The organism is Roseivirga sp., from assembly GCF_034669765.1.
In the GTDB taxonomy this organism is placed as follows: domain Bacteria; phylum Bacteroidota; class Bacteroidia; order Cytophagales; family Cyclobacteriaceae; genus Roseivirga.
The window spans coordinates 524,985-549,190 of the sequence record NZ_JAXMOQ010000001.1; the positions used below are offsets into that span (position 1 = coordinate 524,985).

At 40.4% G+C, this 24,206-nt stretch carries 20 protein-coding genes; 10 read left to right on the plus strand and 10 right to left on the minus strand.

Annotation, left to right across the window (positions count from 1 at the left end):
- The first annotated feature begins 11 nt into the window (after positions 1-11).
- The 5 genes from VOI17_RS02285 (at position 12) to VOI17_RS02305 (ending at position 6,205) form a co-directional block, all read left to right on the plus strand.
- Entirely contained in the window at positions 12-212 is a 201-nt protein-coding gene (locus tag VOI17_RS02285; RefSeq protein ID WP_068410931.1) for a hypothetical protein, read from the plus strand.
- Between the two features lie 96 nt (positions 213-308).
- Complete coding sequence (locus VOI17_RS02290; protein ID WP_323755614.1) at positions 309-743, plus strand: MarR family transcriptional regulator; 435 nt, start codon at positions 309-311, stop codon at positions 741-743.
- Between the two features lie 5 nt (positions 744-748).
- The gene (locus VOI17_RS02295; protein WP_323755615.1) at positions 749-3,133 is read left to right on the plus strand and encodes a 3-hydroxyacyl-CoA dehydrogenase/enoyl-CoA hydratase family protein; all 2,385 of its coding nucleotides are present in this window, start codon (positions 749-751) and stop codon (positions 3,131-3,133) included.
- A gap of 58 nt (positions 3,134-3,191) precedes the next feature.
- Positions 3,192-4,370 (plus strand): acetyl-CoA C-acyltransferase, encoded by a 1,179-nt coding sequence (locus tag VOI17_RS02300; RefSeq protein WP_323755616.1) that lies wholly within the window; start codon positions 3,192-3,194, stop codon positions 4,368-4,370.
- 20 nt (positions 4,371-4,390) lie between these two features.
- Complete coding sequence (locus VOI17_RS02305) at positions 4,391-6,205, plus strand: acyl-CoA dehydrogenase family protein (protein WP_323755617.1); 1,815 nt, start codon at positions 4,391-4,393, stop codon at positions 6,203-6,205.
- 77 nt (positions 6,206-6,282) lie between these two features.
- Here VOI17_RS02305 and VOI17_RS02310 read toward each other — a convergent pair whose 3' ends face one another.
- From VOI17_RS02310 to VOI17_RS02320, 3 genes are all read right to left on the minus strand, one after another.
- Positions 6,283-7,839 carry an Rne/Rng family ribonuclease gene (locus VOI17_RS02310; protein ID WP_323755618.1) on the minus strand — a complete coding sequence of 519 codons (1,557 nt, stop codon included), beginning with the start codon at positions 7,837-7,839 and terminating at the stop codon, positions 6,283-6,285.
- Positions 7,840-8,024: 185 nt separating this feature from the next.
- The gene (locus VOI17_RS02315) at positions 8,025-8,843 is read right to left on the minus strand and encodes a tetratricopeptide repeat protein (protein WP_323755619.1); all 819 of its coding nucleotides are present in this window, start codon (positions 8,841-8,843) and stop codon (positions 8,025-8,027) included.
- 21 nt (positions 8,844-8,864) lie between these two features.
- Entirely contained in the window at positions 8,865-9,167 is a 303-nt protein-coding gene (locus VOI17_RS02320) for an HU family DNA-binding protein (protein ID WP_053221676.1), read from the minus strand.
- 155 nt (positions 9,168-9,322) lie between these two features.
- On the opposite strand from VOI17_RS02320, the gene mutY reads away from it, so the two are divergent.
- The 5 genes from mutY to recG are packed head-to-tail and all read left to right on the plus strand — an operon-like array spanning position 9,323 to position 14,911.
- Positions 9,323-10,390 carry an A/G-specific adenine glycosylase gene (gene mutY / locus VOI17_RS02325; protein WP_323755620.1) on the plus strand — a complete coding sequence of 356 codons (1,068 nt, stop codon included), beginning with the start codon at positions 9,323-9,325 and terminating at the stop codon, positions 10,388-10,390.
- Positions 10,391-10,424: 34 nt separating this feature from the next.
- Positions 10,425-10,862, plus strand: a complete 438-nt coding sequence (locus VOI17_RS02330; protein ID WP_068410956.1) for a single-stranded DNA-binding protein — start codon at positions 10,425-10,427, stop codon at positions 10,860-10,862.
- An 18-nt stretch (positions 10,863-10,880) separates the two neighbouring features.
- Complete coding sequence (gldE, locus tag VOI17_RS02335) at positions 10,881-12,221, plus strand: gliding motility-associated protein GldE (RefSeq protein ID WP_323755621.1); 1,341 nt, start codon at positions 10,881-10,883, stop codon at positions 12,219-12,221.
- The gene (locus VOI17_RS02340; protein ID WP_323755622.1) at positions 12,218-12,808 is read left to right on the plus strand and encodes a gliding motility lipoprotein GldD; all 591 of its coding nucleotides are present in this window, start codon (positions 12,218-12,220) and stop codon (positions 12,806-12,808) included. The genes gldE and VOI17_RS02340 overlap by 4 nt, the downstream gene beginning before the upstream one ends.
- 9 nt (positions 12,809-12,817) lie before the next feature.
- Complete coding sequence (gene recG / locus VOI17_RS02345; RefSeq protein WP_323755623.1) at positions 12,818-14,911, plus strand: ATP-dependent DNA helicase RecG; 2,094 nt, start codon at positions 12,818-12,820, stop codon at positions 14,909-14,911.
- A 446-nt stretch (positions 14,912-15,357) separates the two neighbouring features.
- On the opposite strand, the gene VOI17_RS02350 is transcribed toward recG, so the two are convergent.
- The 7 genes from VOI17_RS02350 to VOI17_RS02380 form a co-directional block, all read right to left on the minus strand.
- Positions 15,358-17,508, minus strand: a complete 2,151-nt coding sequence (locus tag VOI17_RS02350; RefSeq protein WP_323755624.1) for a DUF5916 domain-containing protein — start codon at positions 17,506-17,508, stop codon at positions 15,358-15,360.
- A gap of 80 nt (positions 17,509-17,588) precedes the next feature.
- Positions 17,589-18,719 carry a DUF4221 family protein gene (locus VOI17_RS02355; RefSeq protein ID WP_323755625.1) on the minus strand — a complete coding sequence of 377 codons (1,131 nt, stop codon included), beginning with the start codon at positions 18,717-18,719 and terminating at the stop codon, positions 17,589-17,591.
- Between the two features lie 134 nt (positions 18,720-18,853).
- Positions 18,854-19,363: a hypothetical protein gene (locus VOI17_RS02360; protein WP_323755626.1), complete on the minus strand. Its 510-nt coding sequence runs from the start codon at positions 19,361-19,363 to the stop codon at positions 18,854-18,856.
- A 54-nt stretch (positions 19,364-19,417) separates the two neighbouring features.
- On the minus strand, positions 19,418-20,197 hold the full coding sequence (locus VOI17_RS02365) for a LytTR family DNA-binding domain-containing protein (RefSeq protein WP_323755627.1): 780 nt from the start codon (positions 20,195-20,197) through the stop codon (positions 19,418-19,420).
- Entirely contained in the window at positions 20,194-21,249 is a 1,056-nt protein-coding gene (locus tag VOI17_RS02370; protein WP_323755628.1) for a histidine kinase, read from the minus strand. Before VOI17_RS02370 ends, VOI17_RS02365 begins: the two co-directional genes overlap by 4 nt.
- The gene (locus VOI17_RS02375; RefSeq protein WP_323755629.1) at positions 21,246-22,277 is read right to left on the minus strand and encodes a sensor histidine kinase; all 1,032 of its coding nucleotides are present in this window, start codon (positions 22,275-22,277) and stop codon (positions 21,246-21,248) included. Before VOI17_RS02375 ends, VOI17_RS02370 begins: the two co-directional genes overlap by 4 nt.
- 112 nt (positions 22,278-22,389) lie before the next feature.
- Positions 22,390-23,973 (minus strand): hypothetical protein, encoded by a 1,584-nt coding sequence (locus VOI17_RS02380; protein WP_323755630.1) that lies wholly within the window; start codon positions 23,971-23,973, stop codon positions 22,390-22,392.
- Positions 23,974-24,206: the final 233 nt, after the last annotated feature.

Here is a 24,206-nt window from a genome sequence, read left to right on the forward strand (position 1 = left end):
ACCTTCGCTCAATGGCAAAATCATTTAATAATTTACGGGTAGGTAAGAAGTTCAAGCTCATTAATTTTTCAGAAACATTTGAGTTTGAAGTAATCGAAATAAAAGCAAATGAAGACTGCCTTCTTAAAGACCTGAACTCTTTAGATACTTACCACCTTTTTGATCTTATACGTTACGGAAAAGGAGAGGATTTTGACCTTATCGATTTGTAAAGCATAGTTTCTATTTAAATAAAGAGGCAAAATTTTTCAAAAAAATAGTATGCATGCATAACAAATTTTCTTTAACTTCGTAACCCTTACAGGATTATGAAGAGAGAAGAAACCATAGACCACAACGTTAAAATGCTCTGGCATGCGATCTACCGCATGTATAACCAACAAGCAGTAAAACACGACATTACCACTTCTATCGGTTTTGTACTTCTTATAATAAATAGCAAAGAAGGAACTCCAGCAACCAAAATCGCTCCCTTAATGGGATTAGAATCACGTAGCCTTACTCGAATGCTCAAAAGCATGGAAGAAAAAGGATTTATATACCGTGAGAAGGATCCAAATGACGGCCGCTCTGTTAGAATATTTCTTACGGATCTTGGAAAACAAAAGAGAGAAATATCTCGAGCTACGGTTTTGGAGTTTAATACTACCGCCAACGAGTTAATAGAAAAAGAAAAGCTAGACACCTTTTTCGAGGTAATAGAACAGATAAATAATCTTATAGATAGAAAATCAATCTTTTAGAACATATGAACAGATCGATTAGAAAAGTTGCGGTATTAGGTTCAGGAGTGATGGGCTCTCGCATAGCTTGCCATTTCGCTAATATCGGAGTAGAAGTTTTATTATTGGATATGGTACCGAGGGATTTACCTGAAGACCAAAAATCTAATAAGGCAGCCAGAAACAAATTAGTAAATGATGCCTTGGCTACGGCATTAAAATCTAAGCCATCTCCAATTTATGACTTGAGTTTTTCAAATAGAATTTCCACCGGAAATTTTGAAGACGATATGTCTAAAATTTCTGAAGTTGATTGGATTATTGAAGTAGTTGTGGAAAGGCTTGATATTAAGAAGATAATCTTTGATCAAGTAGAACAGCACAGAAAGCCAGGCACACTCGTAACATCGAATACATCTGGAATTCCTATGCATTTGATGTGTGAAGGTAGAAGCGAAGATTTCCAGAAACACTTCTGCGGTTCTCACTTCTTCAACCCCCCAAGGTATTTGCGTTTGTTGGAAATCATTCCCGGACCGAAAACGGATCCTGCGATTATTGATTTCTTAATGCATTACGGAGACCTTTTCTTGGGTAAAGAAACTGTGCTTTGTAAAGACACCCCAGCCTTTATTGCCAATAGAATTGGTATTTACGCCATCATGTCGGCCATGCACACCATTGAAGAAATGGGGCTTACGGTGGGCGAGGTAGATAGAATGACTGGGCCAATTATTGGTCGAGCAAAATCTGCCACTTTCCGTACCATGGACGTTGTTGGACTTGATACAACAGTGAACGTTGCCAACAATTTATATAAGGGCTTGCAAAATGACGAAGCCAGAGAGAAATTCGTTCTTCCTGGTATTGTTGAAGAAGTGCATAAAAGAGGCTGGTTTGGCGATAAGTCAAAACAAGGCTATTTCAAGAAAACAAAAGACGCTAACGGTAAGACCGAAATCCTTGAGCTTGATTTAAAAACTTACGAATACGGAGAAAGAACAAGGGCTAATTTCAAAGCACTTGAAGCCGTTAAGGAAGAAGAAAACCTGAAAGTGAGAATCAAAACGCTTGTCCATTTTGATGACAAAGCGGGTGAATTCTATAGAACTACATTCTACGATACCTTCAAATACGTTTCGTTTAGAATTCCAGAAATTTCAGATGAGCTCTACAGAATAGATCAGGCAGTTTGTGCTGGTTTTGGTTGGGAATTAGGGCCATATGAAACTTGGGATTTGCTAGGTGTAAAAGCTACTGTGAAGAAAATGGAAGCCATGGACTTAAAGCCAGCGGCTTGGGTGTATGAAATGCTTGAAGCAGGAAACGACTCTTTCTATAAAATTGAAAAAGGAATCAAGCACTATTACGATATTCCTTCAAAATCATATAAAGTGATTCCGGGCTTAGATGAGTTAATCATCTTAGAAAATATACGTGAAACCAATAAGGTTTGGGGTAATGCAGGTGCATCTGTTTTCGATATCGGAGATGGCGTGTTATGCTTAGAATTCCATACCAAAATGAATTCAATGGGCGCTGAGGTCATTGAAGGAATTCAAACAGCCATTTCTATGGCAGAGAAAGATTATAAAGGTTTGGTGATTGGAAATGAAGGACCAAATTTCTCGGCAGGAGCAAACTTAGCCATGCTATTTATGTATGCAGGCGATCAAGATTTTGATGAGATCAACTTAATGATCGCGCAATTCCAAAACACCATGAAGCGTGCTAAATTCTCTTCCATTCCAGTGGTTGCAGCCCCAGCTGGCCTTGCCCTAGGTGGAGGTTGCGAATTGTCATTGCATTGCGATGCCATTCAAGCCCACGCTGAAACCTACATTGGTTTAGTTGAGGTGGGTGTTGGTCTCATCCCTGGTGGTGGTGGAACGAAGGAGCTCGCTTTAAGAGCTGCAGATTCTTACGTAGCTGGTGATCCAGAATTGAACCGACTTCAAGAAGCCTTTATGAATATCGCGACTGCTAAGGTTGCTACTTCGGCAGAAGAGGCCAGAGGAATGAATATTCTTCGACCTACTGACGGTATCACAATGAACAGAAAACGATTGATTTCTGACGCTAAGAAAAAAGTGCTCGAATTGCATGAAGCTGGCTATACCCAGCCAGTGGAAAGAAAGAATATTAAAGTACAAGGTGTAACTGGCTTGGCGCTATTCGAAGCGGGAATTAATGGAATGCTTTTCGGAAATTATATTTCTGAGCACGATGCTAAAATTGCTAGAAAAGTAGGTTATGTAATGTGTGGTGGAGACTTAACTGCTCCACAAGAAGTATCAGAACAATACCTTCTTGATTTAGAGCGCGAGGCTTTCTTGGCACTTACGGCCGAGCCAAAAACCTTAGAGCGAATTCACAGCATTCTTTTCAAAGGAAAACCGCTTAGAAACTAAAATCGATCATTAAAAAATTAGTCTGACATCTAATGTCTGACCTCAAAAATCTAAAAATATGGACGCATATATAGTTGCAGGATATAGAACAGCCGTAGGACGTGGCAAGAGGAGTGTGCTTAAAAGTGTACGTTCTGACGACATGGCTGCTGAAGTAATTAAACACTTGGTTGGTCAGGTGGCGAACTTCGACCCAACCAGAGTAGACGATCTTATTGTAGGTAACGCTGTGCCAGAGGCAGAGCAGGGGATGCAAATGGGAAGAATGATTTCATTGTTGGCATTGCCTATTGGAGTCCCTGGCGTTACCGTTAACCGTTATTGTGGATCTGGTTTGGAAGCCATTGCTTTGGCGTCATCTAGAATTCATGCTGGTACTGCAGATTGTATTATCGCAGGCGGAACAGAGTCGATGAGTCAAGTGCCAGTAATGGGTTATAAAACTGCCTTGAATTACAAGCTGGCTACAGAACATAAAGATTACTACTTAAGCATGGGCTTAACTGCTGAGCAAGTAGGAAAGGAATATAATATCACCAGAGAAGAGTCTGATCAATTTGCTTTTGAATCACATCAAAAGGCTGTGAAAGCGCAAGCTGATGGCAAATTCGATGACGAAATTGTTCCAATTAAAGTAACGGAGAAATTCGTTGACGCTAACGGAAAGATGGCTGAAAAAACTTACACCGTAGATAAGGATGAAGGCCCAAGAGGTGATACTTCAATGGAAATATTGGCGGGTTTAAGGCCTGTATTTGCACAAGGTGGCCAGGTAACTGCTGGTAACTCTTCTCCAGTTTCAGATGGTGCATCATTCGTGATGGTAATGTCTGAGAAAATGGTAAAAGAACTAGGCTTAGAGCCTATCGCTCGAATGGTTACTTATACCGCTGTGGGTGTTCACCCAAGAATTATGGGAATTGGCCCAGTGGACGCGGTGCCAAAAGCATTGAAGCAAGCGGGTTTGAAACAGTCGGACCTTGATTTGATCGAATTGAATGAAGCATTTGGAGCACAATCTTTAGCAGTAATTAAAGAGCTAGATTTTGATCGCTCTATTTTGAATGTTAATGGTGGAGCAATTGCTTTAGGACATCCACTTGGTTGTTCAGGAGCAAAACTCTCGGTTCAGCTTTTCAACGAGATGAGAAGAAGAGGCAACTCTAAATACGGAATGGTAACGGCCTGTGTAGGCGGTGGCCAAGGCGTAGCGGGTATTTATGAATTTTTGAAATAGGTTGTAAACATAATAAGGCAATGTCAAGCGAAAACGTAACCAATAAAGCATCAATTAAGGGCGGTGAATTTCTAGTAAGGGAAACTCCTGCTCAGGAAGTTTTTATTCCTGAAGAATTCAGTGAAGAGCAAAAAATGATGGCGCAGGCCTGTAGCGATTTCATCGAAACAGAAATTACACCTAATGCTGATCGTATCGACAGTATGAAAGAGCCAGATTTGGTTCCTAGTATTTTTAAGAAAGCGGGTGAGCTAGGTCTTTTGGGTATTACAGTACCAGAGCAATATGGCGGCTTAGGAATGAGCTTCAACACGAGTATGCTAATTGCTGATGTGATTGGTGCCGCTGGGTCTTTCTCTACGACCTATGGTGCTCATACTGGAATCGGAACTTTACCAATTCTTTATTATGGAACTGAGGCGCAGAAAGAAAAGTACCTACCAAAACTGGCCACTGGCGAATGGGCTGCTTGTTATTGCTTGACAGAGCCTGATGCTGGATCTGATGCCAATTCAGGAAAGACAAAGGCTGTTCTATCTACAGACGGAAAGCACTATAATATTACGGGTCAGAAAATGTGGATCTCGAATGCAGGTTTTGCTGACATCTTTATCGTGTTCGCGAAGATTGAAGATGATAAGAACTTGACTGCATTTATTGTTGAGAAAACCTTTGGTGGCATCACAATGAATGAGGAAGAGAAGAAGCTTGGCATCAAGGGCTCTTCAACCCGTCAGGTATTTTTTAACGATTGCCCAGTGCCGGTTGAAAATATGCTTTCAGAAAGAGGGAATGGTTTCAAAATCGCTGTTAATATATTGAATATTGGCCGTGTGAAATTGGGAGCAGGAGTTTTGGGAGGTTGCAGAACTGTAATTTCTTATGCTACTCAGTATGCTAACGAACGCAAGCAATTCGGTGTCTCTATTTCAAGCTTTGGTGCGATCAAAAGCAAACTGGCTGAGATGGCCACTAAGGTCTACGTGACGGAGTCTTTAGACTACCGCGCAGGGCAGAACATCGAAGATAAAATTAACGACCTGATCGCAGGCGGAATGGACGATGCTAAAGCCAAGCTTAAAGGAGTGGAGCAATTCGCCATCGAGTGTGCCATTGCTAAAATCCACAGTTCTGAAGTATTGGATTATGTAGTAGACCAAGGCGTTCAAGTATATGGTGGAATGGGTTATTCTGCGGATGCTCCAATGGAAAGGGCTTATAGAGATGCACGTATTGCTAGAATTTATGAAGGTACCAATGAAATTAACCGTATGTTGATGATTGGAATGCTTCTAAAAAGAGCAATGAAAGGCGAACTGAACATGTTTGAGCCAGCAATGGCAGTTTCTAAAGAACTTGTTTCTGTACCTTCATTTACTACTATCGATAAATCAGTGTTATTCAATGCTGAAAAAGAAGTGGTGAAAAACGTAAAGAAAGTTTTCCTTATGGTGGGTGGAAAAGCTGCTATGGCGTTGCAAGATAAAATTGAAGACGAGCAAGAGGTAATGATGAACCTTGCCGATATTCTTATTGAAATCTACGCAGTGGAATCATCAATGCTAAGAACAGAGAAGCTGGTGAGCCAAAGAGGGGAGGAAGCTTGTAAGGATTACATTGCTATGACACAGATTTATATGGCTCAAGCTATCGATAAAGTGAATGCAGCAGCCAAAGAGGCAATTGCATCCTTCACCAAAGGTGATGAACAGAAAGTGATGTTAATGGGCTTGAAGCGCTTTACAAAAATGGACTTAGTAAATACTAAGGAGCTTAGAAGACAAGTAGCAGACACGATGATTGCTAAGGGAAAATTTCCTTATTATTTCGCATAACAATAAAATAGACTGATAAAGTAAAAAGGGAACCTCATTTGAGGTTCCCTTTTTCGTTTAAATTGATGCTTTAAAACTTAAGCTGTAATGGCAATCTCTTCGCCAAGCTTATTGTTTATGGTATAAGTTGAAAGACTTAAAGAACTGTCTTTTTCAATTTTTACCCAAGTGTGATATTTCTTGTACCACTCCCACCTTTTAGAGAATATTCCCCTAGTGAAGTAAGCATGTAAAAAAGGATGTACTAATAGCGTAATTCCCTTTTCGTTTTGGGTACCAAGAATGTAATCGATATTCTTTTCAATTGTATCTGAAACAAGTATTGTTGCAGCTACTTTTCCCGTTCCTCCACATGTTGGGCAGTTTTCACGGGTAGTAATGTTCATTTCTGGCCTTACACGCTGACGTGTAATTTGCATTAAGCCAAATTTGGTGATGGGTAGAACTGTGTTTTTAGCACGGTCATCATCCATAATATCACGCATTACAGTGTAAAGCTGCTTTTTGTTTTCAGCCTTACGCATATCGATAAAGTCGATCACGATAATACCACCCATATCGCGCAGCCTTAATTGGCGTGCTACTTCTCTTGCTGCTTCAATATTAACAGCAAGCGCGGTGCTTTCTTGATCTTCTCCTGCATTCGATTTATTACCACTGTTCACGTCAATAACGTGAAGTGCCTCGGTATGCTCAATAATTAGATAGCCGCCTTTCGGCAAGCTTACAGTTTTACCAAAAAGCGATTTGAATTGCTTTTCAATTCCAAAAGCTTCAAAGATTTTGGCTTTTCCTGTATAAAGCTTTGCTATCTTTTCTTTGTCGGGAGCAATTTTCTGAATGTAGGATTTAATCTCATTGTAGATTTCCTTATCATCCGTACTTACACTGTCAAAAGATTCGTTGAGGATATCGCGGAGCAAGGATGAAGCCCTACTCATTTCTCCGATGACCTTATCTTTAGGCTTGGCTTTGTGAAGCTTTTTAATGCCTTCAATCCAAGTTTCTTCAAGGTTTCGGAGATCTTTATCTAATTCGGCCACATCTTTTCCTTTCGCAACTGTGCGAACGATGACACCAAATTTTTCGGGTTTGATCGATGAAATCAATCTCATCAATCTTTTTCTCTCGTCTCCATCAGTTATTTTCTTAGAAATATTGATAGAATCGGAGAAAGGCACTAAAACCATATAGCGCCCAGCTATAGACAACTCGCAAGAGAGTCGTGGCCCTTTTGTTGAAATAGGTTCTTTTACAACCTGAACAAGTATTTGCTGACCTCTTGTCAGCACTTGACCCATTTTGCCAAGCTTGTTAATGTCTGGCTCACCTTTGAATTTACTCAGGTTGCCATTGACATCATTGGCCGATTGGGCCATTCTGGTGTATTTGTTTAGTGATTTTATCTGCGGACCAAGGTCAAGATAATGCAGAAAAGCATCTTTCTCGTACCCTATATCTATAAAAGCCGCGTTCAATCCTTGGACGATTTTCTTAACCGTTCCCAAGTACATATCACCTACCTTAAACTGGTTGTCATCATGATCATGATGGAACTCAACCAGATTTTTATCTTTCAGAAGGGCTATACGACATCCATCTTGAGTCGAATTAATTACTAATTCGTTGCTCAATTTGAAAAAAGTTAAATGTTAATAATTAAACTAGTGATGCGTATAAGCACAAAACTAAGAAGTACTACTTCTTAGTTTTGTGTCTGTTTTTTCTAAGTCTTTTCTTTCTCTTGTGAGTTGAAATCTTATGTCTTTTTCTTTTTTTACCGCAAGGCATAATTCTAATGTTTTAATGAAATAATGTTTTACTTAATTCTTTGCAGATACTCATCAACAGCCGTTTGCACAACCGGATCAGCATCCATGTTTTTTACTTTTTGAAATTGGGCTTTTGCTTTATCGCTCTTCCCTGTTTCAAAATAGCATACCGCTAAAAGATAATTACCATCTAAGCTATTTGGATGGTAACCCACTAATGCTTCGAACCTTTCTACTGCCTTATCAAACTGATTTGATTGCATGGAAAGGCGACCCATATTCAATAGGGCCTTTTCGTTTTTTTCATCTACTTCGAGTACTTCTCTTAGCATTAAAATTCCCTGCATCGGGTTAGAACTTGCAATATAGGTCATCGCTAAATTGTTTTTAACATCCAGATTATCGGGTGTTTGTTCTAAAACCTTAGCATACATTTCACGGGTCTTATTGCCTAGCCTTTCAACCTTGGTTGGTTCCATAGCGAAAGTAAAAGCCTCGAAATAGGCATCTCCAGCCTTCTGCCAGAGTGTAATTGTTTTAAATTCTTTTGCGAAAGACTCAGCATAATAGGCAGCGCTATCATATTGGTTGATGGTCTGAAATACGGCCATCAATGAATCCAAGGCTACTTCATCTTTCTTAATGTTTGAATCAGAAACCAGTTTATCCTTCCAGAGATCAATTTTAGGTTGAATTTCTTGAGGGATTTCAGAGCTGTGATCTATAACTACTCCGCCTGGTTTACTTTCGTCTACAAACTGTAAAGCCTCATTTTCCTTATTGTCTACTACGGAGGTGGGTAGCATGTATAATAATACAACAGCTACAATTCCAACACACAAAAGTATAATTTGATTCTTTTTCATAGTAGCCAACTAGGCTAAAGCTTACTTGTTTGCAATCTTTACTTTATCACTCACTTTTACTTGCTCTACAAAAACCTTTGAAGGTTTAAAGCTTGGAACAAAGTGCTCATCAATTACGATGGCAGTGTTTTTAGAGATATTTCTAGCAATCTTTTTTGCTCTTTTCTTATTCACAAAGCTGCCGAATCCTCTCACGTAGATATTTTCACCTTCGGCCATTGAATCCTTTACTACTGTAAAAAGAGTTTCCACCGTAGTAGTAACATCAGATCGATCTATTCCTGTCTTCTCTGCTATTTGGTTAATAACATCTGCTTTCGTCACCGCTGTTAAATTTTAGATTTATAAATATTGTGTAAAAAACTAATTCCCAGTTATTTTGGCCTGCAAAATTACGAGTTCATTTCTAATTTAAAAAACAAACTCTCAAATTTTAACCAATACCTTGTAGGGGCATAAATTTGGCACAAGATAGCACTATGTTAGACAGTAAAGTGTTTGCATATCAGTTAATTAACTGGTATGAAGAAAATAAAAGAGACTTGCCGTGGAGGAAAACCAAGGATCCTTACCCAATCTGGCTCTCTGAGATTATACTTCAGCAGACAAGAGTTGCCCAAGGCTTGCCCTATTATGAGCGTTTTTTAGAGCAATTTCCTACGATTTTTGAATTGGCCAATGCTTCCGAAACCGAAGTACTGCGCTTATGGCAGGGCTTAGGTTATTATTCTAGGGCCAGAAACCTTCATTCCTGTGCTAAAATGGTGGTAAATGATTTTGGTGGGGAGTTTCCGCCTGATTTTAATGAACTACTCAAACTAAAAGGAATTGGGCGATATACGGCCGCGGCCATTTCTTCATCTGCTTTTAATCAACCTAATGCCGTGGTGGATGGAAATGTTTATAGAGTGTTAAGTCGTGTTTTCGGAATAGAAGAAGACATTTCCAGCACGCAAGGGCCTAAAATTTTCGAAATTCGGGCAAATGAGCTGTTAGATAAAGAAAAGCCAAATCAATACAATCAGGCCATTATGGAGTTTGGGGCCATTCAATGCGCTCCAAAATCCCCAGCTTGCGGAGTTTGCCCTTTCAAAAACGATTGTTTTGCCTTCAACCATAATAAAATTGACACGCTTCCGGTTAAAACAAAGAAGACCAAGGTTAGAAAAAGATACTTTACCTATCTGGCCTTTCATTCGGAACAAGAGTTTTGGATGAAAAAAAGAGGAAAAGGTGATGTTTGGCAAGGTCTCTTTGATTTTTATTTGATAGAAGACAGTAAACCCATAAATTTAGATGAGGTTCTTTCAACACTGCAAAAACTAGGTTTGACGGACTCAATAATCGGAGAAGAATCAAAATTATACGAACATGTTTTGACGCATCAACGTATTTTCGCCAACTTCGTGAAAATTGAACTTAAAACAGATGATGGGGCTAGATTAATGGGTCTTCATCCCGAAATAGAAAAATACTCTTTAGAACACATAAACAACCTTCCAAAGCCAGTTTTGATAATCAAATACTTGGAAGATCAATATATTTAATTAAATTGTTCTATAGAATCAAAAAATAAATATCATGGCAGGAGTAAACAAAGTAATTCTAGTAGGCAATTTGGGCAAAGATCCAGAGGTGCGTCACTTGGAAAACGGAAGAGCGGTAGCAAATTTTTCTTTGGCTACGAGTGAAACTTATAAAAACAAACAAGGTGAAAGAGTGACCACCACGGAGTGGCACAATATTGTACTTTGGAGCCCGGTGGCAGAAATTGCAGAGAAGTATTTAAAAAAGGGCAACCAAGTGTATATTGAAGGTAAATTGACGACCCGTTCTTGGGATGATCAGGATGGAAATAAGAGATATACTACCGAAGTTGTTGGAAATAATTTAACAATGCTAGGTACTAAGTCTGACAACGAGGGTGGTGGAGGAAACTCTTCTTATTCACCTAGTTCAGAGAAATCAAGTGAAGTGTCGAGCATTCCTGAGGATGACTCAGATGATTTGCCGTTTTAATTAGTTAAAAAAAGAATATTGGAATCAGCAACTGACGATCCCTATCCTAGTTTGGCCCTTTTGGCCTTAACTCAAGATGTTTCCACTCCATACCTTGTGGTCAATGGAGTGGTTTTTATTTTTTTGGTTATACTTTCTGCGCTTATATCTGGCTCTGAAGTGGCGTTTTTTTCCTTAAACGATGACCAAATCGATGAATGCAAAAACGACAATACGCCTGCAAACCGATTGATTATTCAATTGATGGAAAGACCCCGCCATTTATTGGCCACCATTCTCATCATGAATAATTTGGTGAACATCGCCATTGTTACCCTCACCACTTTTGTGACTTGGGAAATCATAGGTGAAAAAACAAGTGAGGGAACTATCGTTGTGGCTTTAACAGCCGTGGTAACTTTTGTGATTCTCTTTTTCGGAGAGGTGCTTCCTAAGAATTTTGCCACACAGAACAATCTTAGATTTTCGAGATCAACCGCCCGAATGCTTTTCTTTTTCGAAGGTATAGTAAAGCCAGTGGCCTATGTACTGATAAAATTCACGCAGCTCATTGAAAGCCGAGTAAAGAAAAAGGGGCATAACATAACGGTGGACGAACTTAATCAGGCGCTAGAAATGACTACTGGCGATGACACTACTGATGAGGAAAAAGGAATCCTAAAAGGAATTGTGAATTTTAGTACGCTCACGGTTCGTCAGGTAATGAAATCAAGAATGGACATTACAGCGGTGGATATCGAAGTTGATTTTCACGAGCTGATGGACAAAATCAATAAGAGTGGCTTCTCCCGAATTCCTGTGTACAACGAGACCATTGATAAGATTGATGGAGTTTTATACATCAAAGACTTGCTTTCTCATGTAGACAAGGATGAAGACTTTAAATGGCAAGAGCTAATGAGGCCAGGTTTCTTTGTACCTGAAAATAAAAAGGTGGACAGTCTGCTGAAAAACTTCCAAGATAAGCGCGTGCATATGGCCATTGTGGTGGATGAGTACGGAGGTACTTCTGGACTGATTACCATGGAAGATATTATTGAGGAGATTGTGGGTGAAATCAACGATGAGTTCGATGATGACGATATAGCCTTCAACAAACTAGATAACAACACCTACATTTTCGAGGGAAAAACTTCCCTCAATGATTTCTGTAAAATCATGGAAATCGACCAGTATTACTTTGATCAGGTGAAGGGAGAAAGCGAATCGCTTGGTGGCCTTTTACTCGAATTGCACAGCAAGCTGCCTAGGGCTGGAGAAAAAATTAAGTTTGAGAAGTTCCTTTTCACAATAGTTGCTGTAGACGTTCGTAGGATAAAGAGGGTTAGAGTTTTGATCAACCGTAAAGTTCCAATTTGAAAAAGTCGATTCAGAAATTACTACTGCTTTCATTTGTGCTTATTCTTGGCTTTTCGGCTTGTGAGCAAAGCTATTTACCCAAACCAAAAGCTTATAATCGAATTGATTTACCAGAGTCAGCCTACCAGGTTTTGCCCGATACGTTCCCTTATCATTTCTTCTATTCTCAATATGCGGAGTTGTCGCGCGATACCTTTCCAAAATCAGGTAGGTATTACATCAACCTATTTTACCCAGATTACGATGCCGTGATTCAAATCACTTACAAGGATTTGAAAAAGCCTGAGAATAATGTGGAAGAACTGCTTACAGAGGCTTTTGATCTCACCATGAAACACAATCCTAAAGCTTATTCTATTCGAGAAAGCATTATTCCAATGCGAAACAACCAAGTTGCAAGCATAGCCGAGCTGGCAGGAGAAGTACCCAGCCAGTTTCAGTTTTTTACTACCGACAGCACAACACACTTTTTTAGGGGAGCACTTTACTTTAATACCGCCAATAAAAATGATTCGCTTCGGCCAATTATTGATTTTATTAAGAAGGATGCAATTGAAATGTTGAACTCTTTTGAATGGAAATATTAAATTGTTTCCGTGGCATCCTTTTTCGAAACCCGCATAGAATTTATTAAGGGCGTTGGCCCGCAAAAAGCAGCGCTGATTGGTGCCGAAATCGGCCTGTTTACCTATGGTGACCTCATTCAGCATTACCCTTTCCGATACGAAGACCGCACCAAATTTTATCCCATTGAAGAAGTGCATGGCGATATGCCCTTTGTGCAAGTCAAGGGTAAAATCCGAAGAATTGAAACGGTGGGTGAGATGCGAAAGAAGCGCCTTGTTGCCCACTTTGAGGATGGAACGGGTACCCTAGAACTGGTTTGGTTTAAGGGAATTCAGTTTGTAGCAAAGAAAATACAGCTGGGGGTGGAATACGTGGTATTTGGCAAACCTGCTGTTTTTGGTAGAAAAATTAGCATTGCGCATCCTGAACTGGAAGTGCTGACCACGCAAAACGAAAAGGCTTCCTTCCTTCAGCCGGTCTATCATACTTCTGAAAAAATGAAGGCCAAATACTTGGACAGCAAAGCCATTTCTAAAATGGTGCGTCAGGTAATGGTTTTGTCGGAAGCCCATATTAATGAAACACTTCCTCAGCATTTGGTGGCGCAGTATGGAATGATTGAAAAGAAGCTGGCGCTTTGGCACATTCATTTTCCGGGCAATGAAGAGTTATTGAAGAAAGCCCAATTCAGGCTAAAGTTCGAGGAGCTATTTTTTATTCAGTTGCGCCTGCTTAAGCTAAAATTAACTAGAACAGAAAAATACCGAGGAGCCGTGTTTGGCGATTCCAGTTTACTTACTGATTTCTACAAAAACCATTTACCATTTGACTTAACGAATGCCCAAAAGCGGGTAATCAAAGAAATTTACTTCGATATGAAGTCGGGCAAGCAGATGAACCGTTTGCTGCAAGGCGATGTGGGAAGTGGAAAAACCATTGTGGCCTTTATATGCATGCTTTTGGCGGTGGGCTCTGGTGCGCAAGCCAGTATCATGGCGCCTACCGAAATTCTGGCCGATCAGCATTTTCAAGGCTTAAAACCTTTTGCGGACGCGCTGGGCATTGGCATTGCGAAACTGACAGGTTCCAGCAAAAAGAGCGAGCGCAAAGTGATTCACGCTGGCCTGCTCGATGGCAGCATCAGCATTTTGGTGGGCACGCATGCTTTGCTCGAAGATGTGGTCCAATTCAAGAATTTAGGTTTGGCCATTATTGACGAACAGCACCGTTTTGGCGTAGCACAAAGGGCCAAGTTGTGGGGTAAGAACGAACGTTTCCATCCACATGTGTTGGTAATGACGGCCACTCCAATTCCGCGTACTTTGGCCATGACGCTTTACGGAGACCTAGAGGTTTCTATTATTGATGAATTGCCTGCTGGCAGAAAACCGATTAAAACCTTGCACGAATACGATGCAAAACGGCTTCAGGTGTTTGGTTTTATGAAGCAAGAAATCAAAAAAGGCCGACAGATTTATGTGGTTTATCCGCTCATTGAAGAATCTGCCAAGCTGGATTTGAAGGATTTGGACGATGGCTATGAATCCATTCGCAGGGCTTTCCCCGACCAGCACATTAGTATTGTGCATGGTAAAATGAAACCGCAGGACAAAGACTTTGAAATGCAGCGTTTTATTAAACACGAAACCCAAATTATGGTGGCCACCACGGTGATCGAAGTAGGGGTAAATGTGCCGAATGCTTCGGTAATGGTGATTGAAAATGCCGAACGTTTTGGTTTAGCGCAACTGCATCAGTTGCGGGGCCGTGTGGGGCGTGGTGCTGAGCAATCTTATTGTATTCTGATGACAGAGTACAAGCTGAGCAAAGAAGCCCGCATGCGACTGGAAACCATGGTGCGCACCAACAATGGTTTTGAGATTGCCGATGTAGACCTTCAACTCCGTGGCCCAGGCGACATAACTGGAACCCAACAAAGTGGCGTGCTCGATTTACTAATTGCAGATATTGCCAAAGACGGTCAAATTCTGCAAGCTGCCAGAAATGCTGCCAGCGATATCCTTGAAGCTGACCCCAAGCTAGAAAAAGAAGAAAACCGCAATATCCTCCGTCATATTAAGTCGCTTAGAAAAGCCGTAGTGAATTGGGGGAGGATTTCGTAGTGCTTAGAAATCAGTTATCAGTAGATCAGGAAACTCTGCCCTTGTTGGTGTTCTTCACCAACAAGCTGATGTGGCTTTTCATAGCAAAATTATTCTTGTTTTCGATGGCGCACATAGGTTTGTAAAATAGAGAGTGTTGCCTAAACGGCTACGTGCACAACAAACGACACTTCTTTGTGCGCGTTCAAGAAACATGTAAGCGTATACTTATTTTCTTGTGCATGCTAATATGTTATGCACAAAAAAACGTGCAGAATATTTCAATTGAAAACTAAATTTAGAGCTTAGAAAAGCCGTAGTGAATTGGGGGAGGATTTCGTAGAGGGTAGATGTTAGAAAATAGAAGCTAGACTTTAGACTCGAAATAGAATATTTAAGCCCTTGTTGGTGTTTTCACCAACAAGCTGAAGGCCCCCATAACCAATAACCAATCCCTCTTAACCAAACTACAATCTCCACAAGTAACTGGCTTTAAAGAAGAAGCCGCTGTTGGTGCGGAGGTAGCGGTCGTCAGGTCTGTAGTTGACGCCATCCCAACGGGTTTGCTCATGGATAGAACCGTAACCGAGGTGCACCACTGTGCCTGGAATGTAGGTAAAGGAGGCCAAGAAATTAGGCGCGACAACCTTCGATAAACTGTTGTACTGCACAATGGTTCGGAAGAAAAGGTATTGGTTCATTTGGTAAATTACCTTTCCTCTTAAAATATGGATGTCGTAATATTTGTCGTCCGTTTGTTCATTGTAAAGCGAGTTGAAGCTGTGGTTAAACTCCGCATTGAATTTGTCGGATAGCTGGAGGTTGAGGCTATTGCTGATTCGCTTGCCGTAGCCTTGGGCAGGCGTGCTATAGTAAATGCCTTTGTCCCAACCATAGCTGGTTCTAAAGTAAATCCTTTTGGTCATTTGAGAGTTGGCTGAGATTGTTACTCCGCCATCATCGAAGCGTTGTGCTTCATAAATTTCTGTAGAGAAGTCTGTAGAAATTGAGAATCGGGTATTTCTCGGTAAAGTGGCGCCCAATGAAAAATACACCGAACTTTCATACATACCGCTAGGCTTATCTTTGGTCAACGAAGTGTAAAGGGTTGGGTCGATCCGTTTCACCACACCTTGTTTGGGGTATATTTTTGGGGAAGCACTCAAAGTCCATTTACGGATGGCAGTTCGGGTGATGTAACCCACATCGGATCGAAAACCATCACCGATGTCCATAAAGCTTAAATTTCCAGAAAAGTTTCGGGTGCTTCGTTCAAAAGCAAAAGAAGCAGTTCCTTTATTTTCGATGGCGCCATCGGCAGTTTCTCTCGTTAATGAGTTTAAAACATGCGCACCGAGGAGGTTCGATTGCTTGATTCTTACTTGTCCGTCCACACCATAAACGGCATTGAACCCATCGTTTCGTTTTCTGCCCGTTCCAATAAATCCGAGGTAGCTGTCTTGAGAAAAGGAGCGCATATATCGGAGCACACCAACATCGGCAGTTTTGTCTTCTGCATAATCCGCCAAAGTCTCGCTGGCGCGGTCTACGGCATAAATGGTGGAGAAAATGTTTCGTGGCCCCAGTTTACCCGTAAGTTTTGTAGCGGCAATGGGCGAAACAATAGAGCGTGTATTAACCACCGACCGAACGGGACCAAACATACTGTTTCCAGCAAAATTGAAGTTTTCATTTCCCTCTAAAAAGAAAGGCCTGCGTTCAGGGTAATTCACCGGAAACCGCTGATTCACTTCTACCTGTGAAGCATCGGCTTCTACCTGACTGAAATCTGGGTTGATGGTGGCATCGAGAACGAGTTCCGAAGTGATGCCATATTTTAGCGTAAGGCTCGGTTCAAAATTATTCTCTTTTACATATGCTCCGTTCAGATGACTTTGGCTTTGCGCATAAGTAATGGCCGGAAGCACTTCGAGCAAAACCGATTTCTTCACTCCAGTATAACTCATGGGTAAAGTTTGGGTAAGGAAACTCATGCCTTGTTTTGGATCCAAGGCTGGGAAAGTGCCTTGCATAGAAAAGCGACTAATCTTACGTTCGAAAATCACGCCCATGTCCACTTTTCCGTCCTTAACGGCATAGCGAATACTTTTAAAAGGAATCCTTACTTCTATGGTGTAGTTGTCGTCATTAATTTTGGCCTCGCTGTACCAAATCATATCAATTCCTATGTCCTCTTTTCCTGCGGCAAAACGGGTGTCCATTTGGATGCCGTTGGGATTAATGTAAAATCCGTACATGGATTGTTGCCCATTGAAAGAGTCAAGGTTGATACATATCCAGTCATCATCTCTAATTTTATCTCTGGCGGCAATGGAGGTCTTTATTTTAGTAGGGTCATCGAAACTCTTGAATGCGAAGTAGAGATTTTCATCGTCATGCGCCACATAGGCAATTGTTTTGAAGGGCATGTCCTGACCGTAATCGGGAACAAAGGTTTTAAAGCCTGAAACCGTTGCGCTATTTTGCCAAATATCATCATCTAAGACCCCATCTATCTTAGGAGCCGATTCAGCATATACAGATTGAATTTGAGCGTTTGCCTGAAATTTAAAAAGAAGAACAAGCGCAATGACCGAGTAAAAAATAGTTTTCAACATAAAAAATGGTTGTAGGCAAAAATACTTTGATTAATAGTAAGAATGGTAACCACTTATATATTTTGAATCGTTCTAAGATGTTATTTGATTTTCAGCGTTTTGAACCTCATTTCATCTTCGTTTCCTTGATTTTTAGCGTAGATGTGAATTCCTTTTTCTGTGGAGAAGACTACCGGAGCCAACAGCGTTAGATTGATATCTTTCAAAACATCACTTTCGGCTATTTTCCTAAAGTTAGCATCGAATACCACTACTTTGTAATTTCTAGTTTCAGCTTCATTAATCTCTTCTTCATTCATTTGAGAATAGGTTAACGGTAAGTTGACAAAGCGCCAGTAAGTGTCGGTGTATACATCATAATGCAGCCTCCAATAAGATGGGTTTTTCAGAAATTTGATTTTTGTATTTGCTGTTTTTAGCTCCGACTCCGATTTGAAATAGTGATCTTCAAAGCCATCTATTTCTTTGGACTGCATCAAATGTTCTTTTACTTCGCCATTTTGAGTAAGCTCCAAAACAATATGACTCAAAGGGTAACCGACAAAAAGGGAACTCGTTTTGTTATTGAAAGCTGTGATAATGAAGGATTGAAAACCTCCACTGATTATATTTTTATAATTGGAAGGGTAATTTAAGAATGTAGTTATCGAAGAGTCCGCTTTATTAATTCTTAGAACTGTTGGGTAGCTGTGATCTATCAGTTTTGTTTTAAAATCAACACCTGGTTGATATGGAATATAGATGAACGTTTCATCACTAAAAACAAGGTTAGCTCTAAATGGCACATAGCTACCACGATAATGGTCTTCCTGTTTGAACCTATAAGCGGTAGATGCTTTTCCATCCATATCTATAGCAGATAACAGACCATAATAATGATTGAAAACATACAATTGATCGCTATCCGTAAATAAGCCAGATGGATTCCTCTCCGCATTAGGCCCTTCTTGGGCTATAGAAATAGTTCCAGCTGATTCGAGTGTTTTCTCGTCATAAAAGTTGATTGTTTTGCCTTGATAGGTAAAAAAAGCATAGAAGTTTTTGTATTTCACAGGGCCGTACGCATCGTAGGAGGTTTTAAAATCAAGCTTGAAAACAAAGTCGTCTCCGTAAACTACCTGCTTCGCTGTCTGAGCCTGAAGAGAGAATGAAATGATACAGAAGCCCAGTGAAAAAAATCTAATCCTATTACTTATTCCTAAAAATTTCATAAACCAAAATAGTGATACTTTGGATATAAATGAAACGCTTTCCCAGTCGGCTTTACCTGTGATGATGAAAGCGAAGGCGAGAATTGAGTAGTTAGATATTAGTACTAAGACTTAATGGAGAGTTGACAAAATCATTATTTTTCTTCGTATGGATGTAAATCGTGGAATTTCACCCCAATAAAATCAGCGATTTTATTTCCCACAAGCTGAAGGTCTTTATTCCAATGCGCATCCATTTCCTCAATGAGGATGTACTTTCCATTCTTTAGTACCAAGTTTAGAAGTGATCTATCATTGTCTAATTGCAACTTATATTTAATCACTACTTTGTCTATTTGATCAAAGGAAGTTAGAGCAGTCTTTCCGTTATTCACAGTCCTAGTATTGATGTCGAAAAGGATACTTTCTTTTGTAACGAATGGTTTTGTCAGCCTAAACCATCTTGGGATCAAGATAAAAGGTGCAAAGAAGAAAAGGTAGGCAAAAATAGCCTTCTCTGCCCTGAAAGCTGAGGAGTAGGAAAAAAGCACAGCATACCAAAAAATGATGAATGCCACTTCAGGCATCAGTTTTTTGAGTGCACTTTTCTTGGTTTTTACCAGTTCTAGCCCCTCTGCTGTTTCTTTGATTATAATGTTCTTCATAACTCAAAAGAACACCAATTTACTAATAACTTTTAACCATTAACTGAGCACTAATCACTCCCCATCAAACCAAGTCTTAAAGGCATTCACCTTTTCGCGGCTAACAATAATTTCGCGGTCGAAATTTAGGTGAAGGATGATTTTCAGGCGGCTGTTAGAATAGACCAACACATCTTTAATCGCATTGATTTCTATGATATAGCTGCGGTTTACCCGGAAGAACTTTTTTGGGTCGAGCATTTCTTCCAGCGTTTCCAGCTTGTAATCTATAATGAGGCGTTTGCCTTCATCAGTAACGATATAAGCATTTCGCCCCTCGGCATAAAACAGGTGAATAGTGTCGGTGGTGACAGAGCGAATGTGCTCCCCAATCTTCACCATAAAACGCGTTTTGTATTCGCGCTTGCTTAGCATTTGCAGGGCCGCTTGTAAATCAATCACCGATTCTGTTTCTACTTTTCCTTGTTCTGAAAGTCGGTTTTTAAGGTTTTTGAATTTGTCCAAACTTTCAGAAAGGGCATCGAAAGTAACGGGCTTAAGGAGGTAATCTATTCCGTTGGCTTTAAAGGCTTCGATGGCGTATTCGTTATAGGCCGTGGTGAAAATCACGGGAATGTCAATTTTAACCGACTTGAAAATATCAAAGCTGAGGCCGTCTGTTAGTTGAATGTCCATTAACAGCAGGTCTACATCATGGTTTTCATCAAGCCAAGTTACGGCTTGCTTCACGCTCATGGCTTGCCCCAAGATTTCGATGTTTTCATCATAGCGCATTAAGTAGCGTTGAATCTTCTCGGCTGCCGGAATTTCATCTTCTATAATAAATACCTTCATAGTTCTTCTTTCAATTCGAGCAATGGCAGTTTTATAAAGGCGTCACCATAGGCCTTGATTTGGATTACGGGTTTGTCTGAAAAATAAGCAAAGGCCTGATGCAGGTTTCTGTGCCTTTTCTTAATCATCGCATCCAAACTCAATTTATCATTTTCTTGGTACTGCATGACCAGGTAACCTTCTTCATCAAAGCTAATTCGAATATTTAAAGGTTGGTAGCCCGATATGATCGTGCTGTTTACGACACAGTCCAACAGCATCGGCAATGAATTTGGCACCAGTAATTTTCCTTTTTCTCCAGTCCAAGGCGCAATAGTTAAGCTTATTTGTTCGGGGTACTTTTCTTTGAAAAGAAGGAACAGGTTTTTGGTGGCCTGAAGCTCGTCTTCCACTTTTACCAATTCCTTTTTTCGGTTATCTAAAATGTAACGATAGACCAATGACAGCCTGTCCACAAAATCTTCTGCCGCGTCAATATTGTGATGCACTAGGGCAATGAGTGTTTCCAAACTTTGGAAAAGCAGCTTTGGGTTAATTTCATTATTGAAGATTTCGAGTTGGTGTTCTAGATTTTGGCGCTTGAGGTCTTCGCGTTTTATTTCAGTTTCATTTTTAACGGAAAGGAAATAAATGCTCAGGTAGAAAAGCGTGTACAGCAGGCCGCTAATGGAGTAAATGGAAACAAGTTTAATCAGGTTGGACTGATAAAGCACAAAGTAAGAATTGCCCTCAATTTCAGAAAAGTAATAATATACCGCAGCGAAGATGATGGCTGCCGAAATCAGTAATGAGGTAAAAAAGAGCAAAGCAATATTGCCCGTTCTTCTTAATTCATGCCCCACTTTTTTCTCGAAGAGCACAATGGTAAAGCGCAGTGATTCGGAAGTAAGAAAGGCAAGGATCACGCAAAGCAGTAATTCTTGGGTAAGGACAGTGTCGGTTATTTGAGCAAGGCTATTGTTCAGCAATAGAATGAGGAAATACATCATCAGCCCATAAATGGGCGGCACGGTAATGCGGAAAAGCGGCTGATCTAGTAGGTTCTTTTTCATGAATCTTTCAGAATCGGCAGTTTCACTTCAAAATAATCTTCGTCTTTTACCTCTACTTCGCGCACGGTAAAAAAGGCATATCGCTTCTTAATATTGTCGAGGCCCACTTTATGTGAGCTGGTTTTGGTAGGCGCTTCGGTTTTGTTGTTCAAAACAATAAGGTGATGCTCGTCATTTCGGATATTGATCCTAAGCGGTTCGTCATCAGAAATTACATTGTGCTTTACCGCGTTTTCCACCAAAAGCTGAAGGCTCAAAGGCGGTATGGGAAAAGAAAGCGTAGCATCATCGATTTCAATTTTCAAATCCAGTGCATTTCCGTAGCGGATGCCCAGCAAATAATTAAAGTCTTTCAGGGCTTCAATTTCCTCCTTCAGGCTGACCAGCTTTACATTTTTGGTATTCAAAACATAGTTGAAGGTTTCGGCCAGGTTGCGAATAAAGTTCTCTGCAATTTGAGGGTCACGATAAATAAGCGATGAAATGGTGTTCATGCTATTGAACAAATAATGTGGGCTGAGCTGACTTTTCAGGGCTTCAAATTGAAACTCAAGCTGTTTTCGTTCCGACCTTAGTCTCCGAATTTGGCCCACTGAAAATTCGCTGTAGGAATAAGTATTGAACTCCACCAGCGTAACAATGAACAGCAGAATAAAGCTTAGGATAATCACTTTCACTTCCAGTTGGCTTTCGGTAAGTGCGGCTTCGAACAAGTGAAAGTCAATCATTCCTGAAACGCCAGCCAACCAATTTAAGGTCAAAAGAATAATGGCCAAGGCTATAAAATCGAAAGCCAGTCCAGCGATAAAGCGCTGCAAGATGCTTTTGCGCCAAGGTAATTTCTCATTCAGTTTTAGATTGATACTGCTGATGGCCAAGCCCGAAAGAATGCTGGTGATAATGGTAAAAATATACAGTGGAGCTTCTCTGTACACATTGGGTAGCAAATCGTATTCGCTATAATAGAGGTATTCTAGGAATAGAATTCCAATAATGGTAAAAAGTACAAGCCGGATAAGCTTGGGCATATATTAAAGTTGGTTGGACAGAAATTTAAGAAAAAGAGAGGGGCAAAATGAGGGTCTATTGAAATATATTCAAAACTCCATTTTCACTTCCCTCTCTTTTGGACAGAAAACCTTAGTCGATACAACGGGCTACTTTGCCGTAATAGGTATCTGATTTAATGGTTTTAGCCACCGATCTGAACAAGTCTTTTACTTCTGCGTCAGCTCCACTTACGGAACTACAAGCGCCTTTTAATACTTCAGACTTATAATAATCTGAGTCGATGCTAGAGATCGTTTTCAAAATGCTGATCATGTGCGTTTTGTTCAAATTTCTGGCATTGAGCACATCTTTCAAAATGGCTACTTTGTAAAAATCCGAATCAATGTTGGCAACTCTGCTCAATACCTTGTCGTAGTTTTCGTCTGAAAGGTCTTGCTCGCGCAACACGCTTTTAAGAATTTGAGAAGCGTAATTGTCGGAGTCAACATCATTAACGGTGACCAAAAGGTCATTAAAATACTTTTTAGAAATCTGCTGATTTTCCATCAAATCATTGATCACTAAAGTTCGGTAATGATCTGAATCCATTCGACCCACTCTTTTGATCACAGCTTCTACAACTCTGTCGGAAGGATTGCTTTGTCTTAAAAGCCCACGCATGGTTTCCGTTACATAATGATCGGAATCAATGTTCGCCATGGCATCCATCAGACTTTCAAAAGCTTCATCGGTTAAGTTGGGTCTGTCAAGGGCTTCGCGTAAAACCAAAGTAGCATAATGATCAGAGTCAATGTCGGAAGTGGCTTTCACGATTCTATTTACCGCACTGCTCGAAAGCTCTTTTCTATCCATTACTTTTTTGATCACCTCAGTTTTGTAATGGTCAGAATCCATTCTCTCGGCAGCATCTAAAACCTTCGAGATCATGGCATCACTTAAATCTTCTTTCAAAGCACGCATAAGTATGAGGCTTATGTAATGATCAGAATCCATTCTGCCAATGGCGCTTAAAAATGCCTCCGTGGTTTCATTATTCTTTAAGAACAGAGTACTGTAATCCTTAAAAACTTCGGTGATGTAATGGTCAGAGCTTAAGTTAGCAGGTACATAAGCCGCTATTTTCACCAACTCTTTATTGTTCAGGTTTTGTTTACCGAGTACCGCTTTAAGGTACATTTGACTTACATGGTCACTTTTGATTTGGCTAGTTTCTTTCAAAACCGCATCAAGACCACCCTTGGCATAAATTCTTTGGGTTCTGCTTTCGGCCCCAATGCCCGTGGCGCGTATGGCTTCGAGCAATACATCGGCCAACCACTTTTGTGCGGCAGCATCAAAATCGGCCCTTCTTCGGCCCTCATAGAATTGATAGTCGATCGTTCCAGCAGAGTTGCCTTCGGCCAATAACTCTCTTCTTTCGCCAAATGAAGTTTTTCTTATTTTGATATAACCATCTCTAGAAATTGATTTGATGGCTTTGTCATCATCTGTAAAAGCGATGTCGCCTTCATACTCTATTTCAATACCATTGCTGCCTTGCTTACTAGAATAGCGATAGGTGCCATTTTTTTGAGAAATGCTGGTAGAGTTGGACCTGGAGGTTGAAACAGTAATTTGTTTTGCAGAAAGATCATTTGCTAAGGAAAGCATTGCCCATAAGGCAACGGCCATTCCCATAATCATACTTCGAGTTTTTGTGCTTCGGTTTTTCATAGTTTGTTTGGTTTTAGGCAGTTGCCAGCAGGTGACCAAACCTGCCTTTTCAACTGTCTTTGTTGTTTTGAGTTCCCGATGACCTATCGGGCTGACCTCTTGCCGATGCGCCAAATGGCTTATCGACCTTACAATGATGGGAAGATGCCGCGCAAGAAAAAACTGCAATGCAATGAACTGTAATTTGCCTGCACTGAACTGTCGAGAAGATGTAATGCTGCTTAAAGAAGGTG